Below are 15,897 nucleotides of genomic sequence, written 5' to 3'. Positions count from 1 at the left end.
GCCCCAGTCCGGGACATTAAAGCGAATGTGCGGGAATTGATTCTTGCCACTGCGGGAGGGTTCGATGAAACATGAACCCGACGACAGCCTCCGGAATGCATCGCGAAACGGCGAGGAGACAAGATGACAGACGTCGAATCCGTCCCCGTCCTGGTGGTCGGCAGCGGGCCGACCGGCCTCATGCTCGCCCATGAACTGGCCCTGGCGGGCATCCGGCCAGCGGTGTTGGACCGGTCGCCGACGCCCAACGAGCACTCCAAGGCCCTCGGTCTCCAGCCGAGGACGGTGGAGATCCTGGCGCAGAGGGACCTGTTGCCTACCGTGATCGAACGGTCACTCACCCAGGTGACCGACGCACACTTCGCGGGGTTGCCAACGCTCATGAACTACCTGGGCTGGGGTAGCCGACACCCGTACGGAGTGATCATTCCGCAGGATCGGGTGGAGGGCATTCTCGAGGAGGCGCTCGCGGACCGCTACGACATACTCGTGCGGCGCGCACACGACGTCGTGGACGTGACGCAGAATGCCGACGGCGTGACGGCCACCGTCGCCACCCCGGAGGGGGAACGTCGCATCCACGCCGGCTACCTCGTCGGCTGCGACGGCGGCCGCAGCACGGTGCGCAAGCGGCTCGGCGTACCGTTTCCCGGCACGAAGACCGACTTCGCCGGCGTCGTCGCCGACGTCACGCTGCGCCGCACGCCGGACGCGTTGACCACGCGACCGAAGTCCATCCGCGACCTGCTGGGGTCGGACACCGCGCAGCAGAACGGCATGACCTGGCCGCTGGTGCCGCTTCAGAACGGGCTGTACCGCGTGGTCTGGGGCATCTACGGGCAGGCCGACGCCGACCAGGACGCCGCGGTGACCGAGGACGAGGTCCGCGCCTCGGTCCGCCTGCGGTACGGCGACGAGGTGGAGATCGACGAGGTGCGGTGGCTGTCCCGCTTCACCGACTCCGCCTACCAGGCCGAGCAGTACCGGGTCGGCCGCGTCCTCCTGGCAGGCGACGCCGCCCACGTGCACCTGCCCGCCGCGGGCCAGGGCCTGAACCTGGGCGTGCAGGACGCCTTCAACCTCGGCTGGAAGCTCGCCGCGACGGTCAACGGCACGGGCCCCGCCGGCCTGCTGGACACCTACCACGCCGAGCGTCACCCGATCGGTGCGCGGGTCGTGGAGAACACCCGCGCCCAGGCCGTGCTCACCAACCCGGCGGAACAGTTCGACGGGCTGCGGGCCATCTTCAGCCGGCTGCTGGCGATGGAGGAGGTCAACCACTACCTGGCCGGCATGGTCTCCGGCCTGGACATCCGCTACCCGACGACGGGCGACGGGCACGACCTGCTCGGCACCCGCATGCCCGATCTGGACGTGGACACCCCCGACGGCGGCCGCCAGGTCCACGGACTGCTGCGCGGCGGCCGGGGGCTGCTGCTGGTCACCGAGGCCGCGCCCGGGTTCGACGACGCGGCGGCCACCGCCGGGTTCGACATGGTCACCGTCGCCGACCTGCCCGGCTGCGAGACGACCGCGGTACTGGTCCGCCCGGACGGGCACGTGTGCTGGGTCGCGCCGGCAGAGGGCGATCCGCTGCCGTCGCTGCACGCCGCGGTCGGCACCTGGTTCACCGCGGCGCCGCTGCCCGCGCAACCCCTGCCGACCCCCTAGCGCCCCGGTCGACGAGCGTGGGCACGGCGAGAACCGACCGTCGGATTCGAGTAAGACATTCGCTTCACGAATGTCTTACGACGATTTCGGCGATCGCCGCCGCCCGTCAATTGTCGGTCCGCGATTGACAGTTTCTCACATTTCGCGCATTCGACCTGGACAACGAAAACGTGAAGCGGTCACTTCGGACAAAGGTGACCCTCGTCGATCCTTTGTGGAGCGTCAGCGACGCCTTCCGTGAAGAAGGCACCCACTTGACCCGATCGCAGAAAACGAGTAACTAGGGATAAGCGAACGATCAAGGTGCTGATTGACATCGGCGCATACCAGATGGACAGTTTCAGCTGCTTCGGGGGAGCAATGCCATTGGTCGAACGAAATGAGGAGCTTGGCCGGCTGCGGAGCCTGCTCGACGGCTGCGTGGAAGGGCGAGGCGCGGTCGCGATGCTCACCGGGGCCGTCGGTTCCGGGAAGACCAGGCTGCTCAACACGTTCGCGAACGACGTCGCCGCTTCCGGTGGGCTCCTGCTGCGTGCCACCGGATCACGTGCCGAACAGGAGGTCCCGCTGGGCCTGGTGACACAGCTCATCCTCACCGCGACACCCGCCGACGCCCCACCGGACGACCGGATCGAGTCGTTGCTGCACGAACCGGTGGAATCCGGCCGACCGGCCGGGGCGCGCGAAGTGCGCCTGTTCATGGCCCTCGCGTCGACACTGGTCGAGCTGGCACGCGGCAGGCCGCTGGTGATCGCGGTCGACGACCTGCAGTACGTCGACGAGCTGTCGCTGCGGTGGCTGCTGTTCGTGATCCGCCGGGGGTGGTCGATGCCCACCCTCGTCGTGCTCGGGGACCGGAACACCCCGACGCTCACGCCAGGGTGGTTCCGGGCCGAGCTTGCCAGCCAGGCCACCTTCCATCGCATCCAGCTGGGTCTGCTGTCGCCGGAAGGTGTGGCCGATCTGCTGGCCGCGGAGTTCGACGAGGCGACGGCCGACCGGCTCACCACGTCCTGTCACGAGCTGTCCGGCGGCAACCGGACACTGCTCAACGCACTCATCGACGACCTGCGGGCCGCCGGCCGGCAACTGCCGATCCAGCAGTCCACCCATCCCCCGGTCGGGGATGCCTACCGGGACGCGGTGTCGGCGTGCGTGCACCGGCATGAGCCGGAGGTGCTGAAGGCCGCCTGCGCGCTCGCCGTCCTCGACGAGGAGGCGACCCCCGCGTTGGTGGCCGCCATGCTCGGTGTGCGGCCCGAGCAGGCCAGGCGGATGATCGACACGCTCGCGGCCTCCGGCCTGGTGCGTGACTGCCGGTTGCCGCACCCGGTGGCACGGGAGGCGGTCCTGGCCGAGGTGCAGGTGGAGGTCCGGCCCGCGCTGCACCGGCAAGCCGCCGAACTGCTGCTCGACGAGGGCGCACCACTGACGTCGGTGGCCGGTCACCTGGTCGCGGCGGACGACGCGAGCGCGCCATGGGCGGTCTCGGTGCTGTGCCGGGCCGCCGACCAGGCACTCGCCCATGACGATGTCGAGCTGGTGAGCCAGTTCCTCGAGCTGGCCCGCCGCTTCTGCCATGACGAGCAGGAGCGGACGAGGATCGCGGCCACGCTGGCACACGTGGCGTGGCGGGTGAACCCCGCGACGGTCGACCGGCAGCTGACGCACCTGACGGGCGCGATGCGTGCTGGCCACCTGCACGCAGACGACGCGATCGCGTCCATCAGTTACCTGTTGTGGCACGGCAGGCTCGACGAGGCGTACTCCGCGCTGACCCAGATGGTCGACCTCGCGGACGAGGTCGACGACAACTCGGTCTCGAACCTCGACGCGTTCCGGCTGTGGGTCGGCACGTCCTACCCTCCCCTGTTGTCCGCCTTTCCGAGCCAGCCGAGCCGGCCCCCCGCGGGGGTGGGGGACGACATCCGGATGCGCGCCGCCGTCGCGTTCTCCACTGTCCTGCGCGACGGCCCGCAGCACGACATGGTCACCCTCGCCGAACAGGTGCTCGAGACCTGCCGGCTGGACCACTCCACGCTGGAGGCGGTGCGGATGGCGCTGCTGACGCTGGTCTACGCCGACCGGATGGACAAGGCGGTGCCCTGGTGCGAGACGCTCACCTCGGCCGTCGCCAGGCGGCAGGCGCCGACCTGGCAGGCGACGCTGGACGCGATCGCCGCCGACATCGCCGTGCGGCGCGGTGATCTGCCCGCCGCCGAGCGGCTTGCCCGGTCGGCGCTCACCTCGATGTCCGAACGCAGCTGGGGTGTGGCGATCGGCAACCCGCTTTCGACGCTCCTCTACGCGGTCACGGCCATGGGCCGCTACGACGAGGCCGCGACGCTTCTCGAACGCCCGGTGCCCGCCACGCTGTTCCAGACCAGGTGGGGGCTGTCCTACCTGCACGCCCGCGCGTTCCACTACCTCTCGACCGACCGGCCGCAGGCGGCACTCACCGACATCACGATGTGCGGTGAGCTGATGGTGGCGTGGAACATGGACCTGCCGGCCCTGGTGCCGTGGCGCAGCGAGGCCGCGAGAATCCATCTGCGACTGGGTCACGACCAGCGGGCCAGGCAGCTCGCCGAGAAGCAGCTGAGCAGACCCGGCACCAGGACCGGGCGCACGCACGGCATCTCGTTGCGGGTGCTCGCGGCCGCGCGTGAGCTCAAGCACCGGCCGCAGCTGCTCAGGAAGTCCGCGGACGAGCTGCGCCAGAGCGGCGACCACTTCGAGCTGGCCAGGACCCTGACCGACCTCGGTGCCGCGCACCACGCCCTCGGCGAGTCCGACCGGGCGCGGATGCTGGTGCGCAGGGCGTGGCAGATCGCCAAGAAGTGCCGCGCGGAGTCGTTGCGGCCCGGCCTCTCCGCCGACTGGCTCGAGGACACGACCGCGCCACCGCAGCAAGAGGAGGACACCGAGAACGGCGACGGGGAGACGCTGAGCTACGCGGAACGCAGGGTAGCGTCGCTCGCGGCCAGCGGACACACCAACCGTGAGATCGCACGCAAGCTGTTCGTCACGGTCAGCACCGTCGAACAGCACCTGACACACGCCTACCGCAAGCTCGACGTCCGCAGACGCACGGAGCTACCGGTGAAGCTGTCGGCACTGCCCGCCGAGGACGACACGAACTCCGACGTACCAACCGAATGACGACCACGGGTACCGCCAGCCCTGTCGCGTCAGCTTCACCCGCTCGCCATCACCGCCGAACTGCCAGGCAACGAGTGCCTGGGAACGGATGCTGTCCGGGCCAGGAAGCCGCCGGAGAAGGCGGTGCCAGCAAGGACTGGACTGCCCGGTGCTGTGCCCGTGTGTCCCTGGCCCTTCGACAGTTCCGCACCTGACATGGGTCATCTGCTGTCTCAGAAAAGCATGGGAGACCAGTGACCTCCGCGAGGAAGATCGACTCCACGGCCAAGCACGACCCGGTACCCCGACCGCGCCCCGATGTTCCCGCGAGCGTCAAGCCTCAAGGGCTCTTGGGGCTACAGTCGACCGCAGGCAATGCGGCGGTTGTCAAGATGCTGCGACTGATCGGCCATCCCGGCGCCCAGGACCGTGGCCAGGACACCACCTCGAGCCACGACACTGCAGGCCCTGACGTGCAGCGCTCCACCACCCACGACATTCTGCGCCAGCCCGGGCGCCCGATGACCGACGCCACCCGGTCCGAGATGGAATCACGTCTTGGCGCGGACCTCTCTGATGTCCGACTCCACGACGACCACGCCGCGCGACAGTCCGCGGACGAACTCGGAGCCACCGCCTACACCTCGGGCAACCATGTCGTCATCGGAGAACACGGCGGCGACAAACACACCCTCGCCCATGAACTCACCCACGTCATCCAGCAACGTCAGGGACCCGTCGCCGGCACCGACAACGGAGCCGGCCTACGCGTCAGCGACCCCACGGACCCCTTCGAACGCGAAGCCGAAACCAACGCCCGCACCGTGATGAACCGGCCGGTACCGGCGCCACCATCCGATGTCCACCCGCACGAGGGTGCCCCGTCAGCGCGAATCACCGACGAAACACACCCCGTCCAGCGCATGCAAACGGCGCCGCCCGCGGATCTCACCAACTGGGCTACCGACCAGGAAGGGCGCGCAGCCGAGGCATTCGCCCTGCTGAAAGAAGGAACGTTCTGGAAGGAGTTCACCCTGGGGGGCCGAGACCTCATCGCCGATCTGTCGACGCGGAACGTCACGAACCTGAACGAGGAGATCAGATCCGGCAACGAGGAGTCCGGAGCCGACACCGCGTGGCAGGACAGGGTGGGCAGAGAGGTCAGAACAGCACTCGAAGGCTGCGTTCTACGCCATTACACCACCTTGACCCAAGCGAAAGAGGTGTTGGAAAAAGACGATGGCGAGCTGAAATCCACGGGAAAGTTCAGCGCGGACGGAGACACCCAGGTCCGCAACAACTCCGAAGGCGACACCGAGGACCTGGCCAACCACGGGTTCGTTTTCTTCTTCATCGAGCCGAAAGACCAGCAAGCCCGCGACACCAGGTTCTCCAAGGAACCAGGCAGGAGACCGGCGCGTATCGAACTACCGCTCGACGACCTGATCGCCAGCGGCTGGATCATGCTCACCGACTTCAAGGACCAGGATTTTCCCGCGATACGCGCCAACAAGGCAGGCGACCTCTACTCGTACAAGAACGGCACGTCGGTCGAGGACAGACTCAGGATGGCCAGGATGGACCTGGGTGATCCCTATCTGTCGGATGGGATCCCGACGTTTCTCGCGGAGATACTGAAAGGCATTCCGGAAGACCTCAGCGAGGCCGAGTGGGAAAAGCAGTGGAGCAGCTTCGACGACAAACAGATGAAGGATATCGTCCGCTACATCAAGACTATTCTCCTGAGACGAGAGGAAGACAAGAAACTCAGACCCGAACTCAGGAAAAGAAGAGACTACGACATCCAGGTTCGGCGGTTCGAAGGCAACTATGAGGGAGGAGGCGCCATGGACTACATGACGGTCTCCGCATCGAAGGACGGATCGGAAGGCGAGGCAAAGAGAGCCAAAGACGCCGACCTGATAAAAACCTACAAAGAACACCTGAGCGGGAATGTCCTTGCTGGCCCGCACATCATTCCTGGCCTTGTCGCACGCTGTCTCATCGAGATCTCGCGAATCGACAAACAGGAAGGCCAGGGTGGCCTGGCAACCACCATGAAGAACATGAACGGAGCCGAGCTGGTCAGCATGCTTCTCAAGGACTTCCTCCGCCCTCAGGCGATGCTGCCCTGGTCGGTAGTCGTCAACGAAGGGCAGGTGGAGCCGCTGCCGTTCTGACACCTTCTCGCAGCACTATCGCTTGATCGTGATCGTTCGTATCGCCAGCTTGTCCGTGTTGTCCTTGACCACCAGGTCGAAGTTCACCGGGGGTGGGGTGGGCGCCGTCGACGCGCTCACCGTCAGCGTGATCGTGTTGCCGGACAACGTCGCTTTCGCGGTGGTCGCCGATGGCGGGGTGGTCTCCAGCCTGTACGGGGCGACGCCGCCGGTGATGGTCAGCGTCAGTGACGCCGTCGGCGTGACCTCGTAGGCGGCTGTGGCGGGCGGTTTGTCCAGCGTGAAGTTCGGCGTGACGCGGACGGTGAACGCCCGGGGCACGCCGGCCCCGCCACCGAACCGCACGGTCACCGGGATGTCCCTGGGCTCCGGCACGGCTTTGCGGCCCGCGAGCGTGAACCGCCAGCGCTCGCCTCGGGGCGGCACGGCCTGCACACGCGAGTACGCCAGGACGCCGGGCGCCCCCGGGACGATGCTCGCCGGGCCGGGGAGGGCGATCGGCAGGTCGAGGTCGCCCTGGCCGGCTGCCGTGAACTGTACGGTCGGCAACGCGGGCAAATCCTTGATGCGCAACAGGAAGTCCCGCACCGGGATCCACAGGTCGTTCTCCAGGTAGGAGCGACGGCCGGCGAGTGTCGGGACCTCGTCGTGGTGCAGGTCGAAGATCTCCGGGTCGGTGCGGCCGACCTTCGCCCAGATCCGCACCCGGGCCTCGTGCGGCAGGGGGGTCGCCGGCGGCGCGGACACGGTGAGGGTCCACCCTCTGCCGGGCGCGTTCGGCGTGAGAGTCACGCCGGCACCCCCGGACGCCTCCCAGTTCGTGGTGTCGCGGTCCTTCACCGTCAGCGGCTGGGTTTCCGTGATGAACCGCTCCACCAGGGTGCTGGTGCCCACGGCAGGCACGCTGCCGGTCGCCACCGGCTCACTCCACGCCACGTCCTCCGCACCGAGCTTCACCACCGACTCGGTCGTGATCTCGACCTCCTGCGTGCGTGGGTCGTCGCGGCCACCGCCCGCGTTGACGTCGAAGGCCGTCGCCTTCCACTTCGCCGGGCTCGCGCTGACCACATACACCCCGGCCGCGCGCATGACGTGGGGCGGGATCGGCACGACGGACCGGGGCCGGGGGCGCAGCACGGCACCGGTGGGCACCCGCAGCAGCGAGATCGGCGCGGGCGCGGACGGTGGGCCGTCGACCGACAACGCGGTCGTCGGCGTGCCGCTCAGGTGCTCGTACAGCTCGTCGTGCACGAGGGCGGGGGCGGTGGCCGTCTGCTCGACCTCGAGGAACTCGTACTGCCTGGCGAAGGAGGACCAGTCGCGGAACTGCACGACCCGGGTGCCGGGTGCGTCGCACCGGTCGAGCGGCAGGTTGCGGCCCAGCGGGGACTCGAAGTAGCACATCAGGCGCACGGCGTCGCCGACCTGGCTGGTCCGGTTCGCGTCCAGGCTGGTGCTGCCGTCGGTGACGCGGAGCCTGGTGTGCACGTTGTACCGGTCGTCCGCGGTGAGGATGGTCGAGTACGTGTCACCACTCCATCGGCTCGCCTGCTGCTCGATGAAGTTCGTCGAACCGTCCGGCAGCCAGGTGGGGATGAGGCCGAGGAACGGCGTCCACGAGCGCAGGTCGAGCGCGTGCACGGCGAAGTTGGCGAGCACGAGCCGCCAGTCCCTGCTGGCGGGCACGTCGTGGTCGATCCGGGGCACCCTCTTGATGATCTGCTGGTTGACGGGGTTGAACACCGAGCTCAGGTCGTCGAAGTCGCGGGAGAGCAGGTAGTCCCGGCCCGCCTCGGCGCCCAGTGCCGGGGCGACGATGACGTACCGCCACGCCAGCTGCATGACGCTGCCGATGCTGAGGATCTCCAGGATGCTGCGGTCGGCGATGCCGTCGTCCAGCCAGCCCGGCATGTCCTCACCGGACGCCTCGACGACGTCCCGGACGGTGTGCAGGATCCCGCCGAGCGGCAGCGCGCCGAGGAACGGGCCCCAGTAGGTGTTCTGCAAGGTGTGCCCGAGCTCGTGGTCGGCGAGCGCGTCGGCGAGGCTCCACCGAACGCGAGGGTCGTCGGGCACCTGCGTCTCGGCGGGGAAGGCGAGCACCGCACCGCCGCCGTCCGGCCGCGTGACGCCACTCGCGACGAAGCTCCGCACGGTGACGACGGTCGGGTTCGGCACCACCGCCCGGTGCCTGCGCGGGTAGTCGTCGTCCGGGTCAGGCTCCCAGTAGAAGTCGGGTCCCTCCTGAACGATCTTCAGGTCCGAGGTGACGAGCCAGTACTCCTGGGCGCCGACCGTGAACGGCTCGAAGAAGTCGCGGTACTTCGGGTTCAGCCCGGGCGGGGCTGGGGTGGCGCGGAGGAAGAACCGCCACCCCTGGGGTGCGCGTTCGGTGAGGTACCCGGTGGGCACGAGGCCCATCAGCTCGGCGGGCCAGGCCCCGTAGCTCGACGGGCGGTCGCCGCTGACCCACTTGACGAACCGCTGCGCGGACAGCTTGGCGTCCACACTCGCCGGGGCCACGTCGTAGCGGACGAGCGAGTAGGGCGCGTTGCCGACGAGCTCGTCCACGGTCTCCAGGTCGACCTGGGTGATCGCGGCGACCCCTCGGACGTGCCGCGCGCCGCCGATCTCGGCCACCACCGGCGTGCCGACGGCGAACACGGCCGAGGAACGGACCTCCACCGCGAGGGTGTCCCCTGCCTGGACGGCGCCGGTGCCGAGGTCCTTGACGCGGTCGGTCTCCTTCAGCCGGGTGATCCGGACGGGCGTGGCGGCGGCGAGCGTGAACGCCGGCTCGACGGTGACCGTGGACGGGGTGGGATCGACGGCCGGGGTCACGGCGGTGACGCGGGCGTGGTGCGCGGCGCCGCCCGCGGTGGGCTGCGCGGTGATCAGGTCACCCACGACGAGGTTGTGGGCACCCGCGACGGTGAGCTGGTCGGCATGTGCGGCCGGGTCGGGCACGTTGCCGGTCAGCGCGGTGCCGTCCGTGGTGAGCCGGTAGATGGCGGCGCCACCGAGGGCGAGCCCGGCGATGGTCGGGCTCAACTGGACGGTGGCCGTGACCTTGCCGATCGACGAGTACGCCTTCGGCCGTCCCCCGGGCGCGCCACCCGCCGGCGTGAACTCGTAGACCTCGTCCCTGCCGACCGCGTGCGGCGGGGCGGCCAGCCGCACCGACTTGTTGGCGGTGGCCCCGGCCGCCCAGCCCGCGCTGGTGGTCGGGGTGGCGTTGAGTTTGTTGACCTTCACGGTCTTGCCGACGTTGCCGGGCGTCTGGAACCGGGCGGGCAGCTCGTGGTCGATCACGATGACAGGGTCGGCGGAGGGCAGCACCTTCGCCACGACGCCCTGGGCCGGCCCGATGCCGTCGATGCCGAGCTGGACCGGGTCGCCCGCGCTGAGCCCGGCGTCGGAGGAGACGGTGAAGGCGAACCACAGGTTGGTGACGAGCTCGCCGGTGCTGCTCTTCCCGCCCGCGACGAGGTACTCGGCGACGGACAGCCTGTCGTCCTCGGGATCGATGGCCTCGGGCAGGGGCTGTGCCAGGTACACCGTGCCCCGGGCGTGCGGGGTGCCGGCCGGCACCCGGTCCTCGAAGGTCTGGGCGCCCGCGCGGTCACCGACGGCGTTGCCCGGCCCTCTCGTCCACCAGCTGCCGTGGATCCACTTGCGGCTGTCCTTGTCGGTGCCGGTCACGACGAGGACCGAGCCCTTCACCGCGTCGGAGAACTTGCGGGCGTCACCGCTCGGCCTGCCGTCGGGCAGCGGGGTGCCCCGGATGTCGTCCAGTTCCAGCACCCTCGGGCGGTCGAGGAGCTGGAAGTAGCGGCGGTTCTCCCACACGACGTGCCCGATCGTCACGCATCGGTCCCCGCCGAACCCGCCCACGATGCGCGGGAGGAGTCCGTTGAGTGCCAGGGCGACCGTGCCCAGCCTGCTGCTGCCGGACACGATGCGGGAGTTGAAGATCGAGTGGTGTTTCCACGGGTGGCGCCACGCGAACAGCGCGTAGATCAGCGCCGCGATCTCGCCGTAGACGTTGAGTGGCGCGAACAAGAACACCGACAGCGAGGTCAGCGGGAAACCCCAGGTGGGGGCGAGGAAGAGGGTGAGCACGGAGTTGAGCCACGCGAAGTGGCCGTCGAGGTCGGGGCGGCTGAGCGGGTCGCCGTGGGACAGCGCGTAGGGGTGGATGCCGCTGACCGGTGCCTCCGCGGCGAGCGCCAGGGACGCGGTGGACTGCCCGGCGATGTGCCGGGGGTCGTCGAGGCCGCCGTGCCACGGGTCGGGGGTCAGGAACTGGCCGGTCTCCGGGTCGAGGTCGCGGGCGCCGAAGCAGATCAGCGGGGTGGCGCCGTCGCCGATGTGGCCGAACAGGGTGGGCCGCCATGGCGCGGTGACCATGCCGAAGGGCGGCTGGACCGCTTCGGTGAACCGGCCGTCCCCGACGGTGAGCACGCCCATGAGGGTGCCGACCGGGTCGGTCAGGTAGGCCTCGTCGAGTGCGCCGGTGGCGTCGAGGCGGGCGACAACCCTGCCGTCCCACCAGATGAAGGCGTGCACGAGGCGGCCGCCGTCGCCGGTGACCGACCAGAGCCTGCCGGTGGCGTCGCGGTGTTCGTGGTAGCGCACGCCGTCTCGTTCGGTCCACACGCGACGGCCGAGCGCGTCCCAGCCGTACCGTGCCACCGAGTCTCCGGTGTGGACGGAAGTCAGCTGGCCGAGCGGGTCGTAGGTGTAGTGGGTCTCGACCCCTCGGCACTCGCGGCGGACGCGCCGGCCAGCCGGGTCGTGGTCATAGGTGACGGTGCCCGAGGGCCCGGTCAGCCGGGTGATCCGGCCACCGTCGCCGCGTACCACCGTGCGGCGGCCGGCCACGACGATCTCCGCGAGGTCGAGGCCGCGGTAGCGGCGTTCGGTGCGGGTGGTCCCGTCGGTCCATGCGGTCACTCGGGAACGGTCGTCACGCTCGTAGCGCCAGGTTTTCCCGCCGTGCCAACGGCGTCCGTCGATCCGGCCGGCGGGATCGGTGATGACGTCGACGATCGGCGTGCCACCGAGGTCGGTGGTCGTGACCCCGCGTGCGGTGTGTTGCTCGGTCCAGCCGAGGCCGGCGCCGAGGTCGTAGGACACCCCGGTGGGGCCGCTGACGATCCGCAGCAGGGGCTCGTCGCCGAGCGGCCCGACCGCCCAGCAGCCCGCGCCGGTCGCCCGGTAGACGAGGTCGGCCGCGCAGCCGGGCAGTGTCACCCGCGCGGGCCGTCCGTCCACATCGGAGTCGACGCGCAGGACGGCGCCGTCGCGTTCGAGGCGCGCGGTGGTGTCGGAGACGTCGGCGGTGGTGACGCCGGCGGGATCGTGCGCGGACAGCCTTCTGGTGGCCTCGGTCCAGCCCGACGTGCGGAGGTGGACGAGCCGGGTGCCGGTGCCGTCGGTCACCGACATGGTGTGTTGCTGTTCGTCTCGGTCGACCCGCAGCGAGGTTCCGTCGGCGAGGTCGATCCGCTCGGGCAGCCCACCATCGCCGAGCGTCACGCGCCGTCGGCCACGCGCCGGATCGCTGATGTCCCACACGGTCTCGGTCATGCCGCTCCCCCACTCATCCCACGGTCACGGAGACGCTGACGCCACCGGAGATCCGGCCCAGCTCGTCGAGCAGCGAGTTCCACTCGGCCTCGACCCCGTCCAGCACGGTGGCGAACGTGGCCTGGATCCTCGCCACGACCTCGCCGAGGAAGGCGAGATCGATGTCGGCGATCGTCTCGAGCGCGGCGGTGAACCCGGCGGCCTGCTCGACCAGCGGCGCGAACACCACCGACGGCCGCAGCTGCGCGAGCTGGGTCTTCAGCTCCGCGAACGGGTCGAGGTCACCGAGCAGCACCTCGGGGTCGAGCTCACGCACCCGGTCCATGGCGGCGTCGAACACGGTGCCCAGCTCGGCGGCCAGCCGGGCCGGCGAGTGCAGGCCGAGCAGCGACACGGCCGCCGCGACCACGTTCCTGGCCTCGTTCTCCACCACGGCCGGGTCGAGCACGTCGAGCCGGTCGAACAGGCCGTCGAGCCCGGCCTGCACCCGGCCGATGAGCTTGTCGGGCCGGAACGCGTCGAACGCGCTGAACACGTCGTTCCACAACCGGAAGATGCCGCTCGTCAGCTCGTCGGCGAGTACCACGAACCGGGCCTGGATGCGGTCGCCGATGGCGTCGAGCTCCGCGGCGAGCGAGGTCGGGTCGATGCGGGCGAACACGGCGTCGAGGAACTCGTCCAGCGCGGTGGCGGGGTCGAGGCCGGGACCGAGCAGCTCGGCGGGCAGCGCCGCGTCGAGCGACCGGACCAGCAGCCGGGTCGCCCGGCCCAGGTCGGTGGACTCGGTGCGTGCCCGCACCCGGCCGGCCTGGGTGGTGAGGTCGGCGGACAGCTCGACCTGCACGCGGGCGTCGAACTGGACCGACGCGGTGGCGGTGGTCAGCTGTGCCCGCGCGGCCGCGTCGACCTGGATCGTGGGCACCGCGGCGGCCAGCGACTCGAGGGAGGTCCGCAGTTCGGCGAGGGGTCCGGCGCCCGCGTGGGGGTCGACGAGGCGCAGCCGGGCGTCGAGGGCGTCGGCGAGCTGGACGGCGAACCCGGTGTCGGGGTCCACGACGGACCGGAGACCCCGGATGGCACCGGCCAGCTGGGCCAGCGCGGCGCCGAGCACCTGCCGCCCGAGCTTGCCGAGACGGTCGCGGATCTCGGCGACGAACGCGCCGACCGGGCGCAGGACGTCACCGAACCGGAACTGGCCGGCGGGTGCGGGGATCGCGGGTGCGGTGCCGCCGGTCTTCAGACGGTCGCCGATGGACTGTGTCAGGCCGTCCGGCATGCCGAGGAGGCCGGTGACGACGCCCTTGATGACGGCCTCGACGTCGACCTGGTCGAGCAGCCCGCGCAGCCCCGCGTACGCCTCGCGCAGCGGGGCGAACAGCGGCGCGGGGTCCAGGGCGGCGCGGAGTTTTCCCAGCAGGGCTTGGAACTCCCGCTCGAGCGGGGCGACGAGGATGCGTGGGTCGAGGATCTGGAGCTTGTCGACGAGATCGTCGAACAGCCCGCCGAGCGCGCCGATGAGCGGCTGGAGGCTCAGGTCGTCGATGCGGTCGAGGAGCCGCTGGAACGGCGGGTCGAGCTCGGCGATCAGCGCGGCCGGGGTGGCGCGGCGCAGTGCGTCGCCCGCGACCTGCCAGACCTCCTCGACCGGTTCGAGCAGGGCGTCGACGTCGATGGAGACGATGGCGTCGTCGAAGGGGGCGGTCAGCTCGGCGGCGAGGTCGAGCTGGCGCAGCACCGCGGCGGCACCGGCGATCATGACCTTGACCGGCTCCGGCACGTCGTCGCCGCTGACCGCGTCGCGGACCTGCTCGCGGATGCCGCTCATGAGGTCGAGGGTCGCGGCGCCCGCGGCCTCGAAGTCGACGGCCTCCAGCTGTTTCGCGAGTGCGTCCAGCTGCGTGGCCACCTCCTGGACGAACGGGGTGAGGTCCTCGACGATCTCGCCGAGCGGTCCGAGCACGGCGTCGACGGCGTCCCGCAGTTCGCCGACGGGGAAGTCGGCGAAGGTCTCGTTGATCGTGTCGACCACGCCCTGGACGGCGTCGGTGATGGTGCTGAGGTCCAGGCCGCGGATCTGTGCCTCGAGGTCGCGGACCGGGGCGACGATCTCGTCGAGGAAGTCGAAGCCGTCGAACGCGAGGATTCGTTGCTGTGCGGCGACGAGCGCGTCGACGAGCATGTCGCGCAGCGCGCCGAGGGGGAGCCGGTCGACCTCGCGGCCGAGGAGGTCGAAGGCCTCGTCGATCCCGGTGAGCAGGTCGCCGAACTGGTTGATGCCGATCGCGTCACGCAGGCCGGTGCCGGCCTGGGCGAGTGCCTCGGTGAGTGCCTCGCCGGTGAGCTCGTCGATGGTGTCGGCGAGCTGGCCGAGGGAGTCGACCATGATCCGCGGGATGTCCTCGCCGGGCAGCGGGAGCAGGTCGTGGAGCCGGTTCACGGCGGCCGTGATGTCCAGTTCGGACAGTGCGTTGTGGACGGTGCGGAGATCGGTGGCGATGCCGTCGACGAACCTGGGCAGTTCCACGGCGTGCAGCGCGTCGAGCGCGGTGCCGATCTCCTGGATCTCCGAGAGGGCGGCGTTCACGTCGACCGTGAGCGAGCCGCCGACGGTGAGGGTGGCGTAGGTGGCGTCGACGCGGGCGGCCACGGCGGCGATCGCGGTCTCGATGCGGGCGGTGTCGCCGGCGCCGGTCACGACGGCGACGGCGTTTCCCGCGGTGGTGACGAGTTCCCGCACGACGTCGAGGTCGAGGCCGACGACGATGTCGCCGAGGAGACCGGCGAGCGCGGCGGCGTCCAGCTGTCCGCCCGCGCCGAGCCGTTCGAGCGCCCGCAGCGGGCCGGTGAGCTGATCCGGCACCTGCACGCCGAGGGCCTGGGCGGCACGGGTGGTGATGTCGTCGACCAGGTCGGTGAGGCCGAACGCGCCGCCCGCGGTGGTGAGCACCCGGTCGACGAGATCGGTACCGGTGGCGCCGTCGGTGGACAGGACGGTGACCATCTGGCTGATCAGGTCGACCAGGGTGGCGATGCCCGTGATGACGCCGTCGAGGTCGGGGAGATCGGGCAGGCCGATGAGGTCGCTGAGGGCCTCGATGGCCGACTTGGCGGCCTGGCGCAGGACGTTCTCGTCGATGTCGAGGTCCTGGACCGCCTTGATGACCGGGCTGAGGTCACCGAGCAGCGCGAGCGGGTCGAGGCCGTCGGTGCCGAGCTGCTCGCCTGCCTCGATGGCGGCGCGGACCTTGCCGAGGTTGACCTCGATGTCGCCGAAGTCCAGTCCCTGCAGGCGAACCACGATGCTGGGCATGCT

General features: G+C 70.1%; 5 protein-coding genes. 3 read left to right on the top strand and 2 right to left on the bottom strand.

The features are described 5' to 3' along the window. Window positions 1–123 precede the first annotated feature (123 nt). From VET29_RS33890 to VET29_RS33880, 3 genes are all read left to right on the top strand, one after another. A complete protein-coding gene (locus tag VET29_RS33890) occupies window positions 124–1,671 on the top strand; it encodes an FAD-dependent monooxygenase (RefSeq protein WP_324928413.1) in 1,548 nt (515 codons plus the stop codon). 366 nt (window positions 1,672–2,037) lie between these two features. Further along, window positions 2,038–4,833 (top strand): helix-turn-helix transcriptional regulator, encoded by a 2,796-nt coding sequence (locus tag VET29_RS33885; protein ID WP_324928411.1) that lies wholly within the window; start codon window positions 2,038–2,040, stop codon window positions 4,831–4,833. Window positions 4,834–5,204: 371 nt separating this feature from the next. After that, complete coding sequence (locus tag VET29_RS33880) at window positions 5,205–6,992, top strand: DUF4157 domain-containing protein (protein WP_324928409.1); 1,788 nt, start codon at window positions 5,205–5,207, stop codon at window positions 6,990–6,992. 15 nt (window positions 6,993–7,007) lie between these two features. On the opposite strand, the gene VET29_RS33875 is transcribed toward VET29_RS33880, so the two are convergent. Both VET29_RS33875 and VET29_RS33870 read right to left on the bottom strand, forming a co-directional pair. After that, window positions 7,008–12,584, bottom strand: a complete 5,577-nt coding sequence (locus VET29_RS33875; RefSeq protein ID WP_324928407.1) for a hypothetical protein — start codon at window positions 12,582–12,584, stop codon at window positions 7,008–7,010. A 13-nt stretch (window positions 12,585–12,597) separates the two neighbouring features. Further along, on the bottom strand, window positions 12,598–15,894 hold the full coding sequence (locus tag VET29_RS33870; protein ID WP_324928405.1) for a hypothetical protein: 3,297 nt from the start codon (window positions 15,892–15,894) through the stop codon (window positions 12,598–12,600). Window positions 15,895–15,897: the final 3 nt, after the last annotated feature.

The organism is Actinophytocola sp., from assembly GCF_035634895.1.
GTDB lineage: Bacteria > Actinomycetota > Actinomycetes > Mycobacteriales > Pseudonocardiaceae > Actinophytocola.
The sequence above is the reverse complement of the archived record's forward strand: the minus strand, read 5'-3'. Positions and strand labels throughout refer to the sequence as shown.

What these genes read in the sequence shown, in the direction of transcription:
- VET29_RS33890 (WP_324928413.1), top strand. Translation starts at nt 124, where the DNA reads ATGACAGACGTCGAATCCGTCCCCGTCCTGGTGGTCGGCAGCGGGCCG.
- VET29_RS33880 (WP_324928409.1), top strand. Translation starts at nt 5,205, where the DNA reads ATGCTGCGACTGATCGGCCATCCCGGCGCCCAGGACCGTGGCCAGGAC.
- VET29_RS33875 (WP_324928407.1), bottom strand. Translation starts at nt 12,584, where the DNA reads ATGACCGAGACCGTGTGGGACATCAGCGATCCGGCGCGTGGCCGACGG.
- VET29_RS33870 (WP_324928405.1), bottom strand. Translation starts at nt 15,894, where the DNA reads ATGCCCAGCATCGTGGTTCGCCTGCAGGGACTGGACTTCGGCGACATC.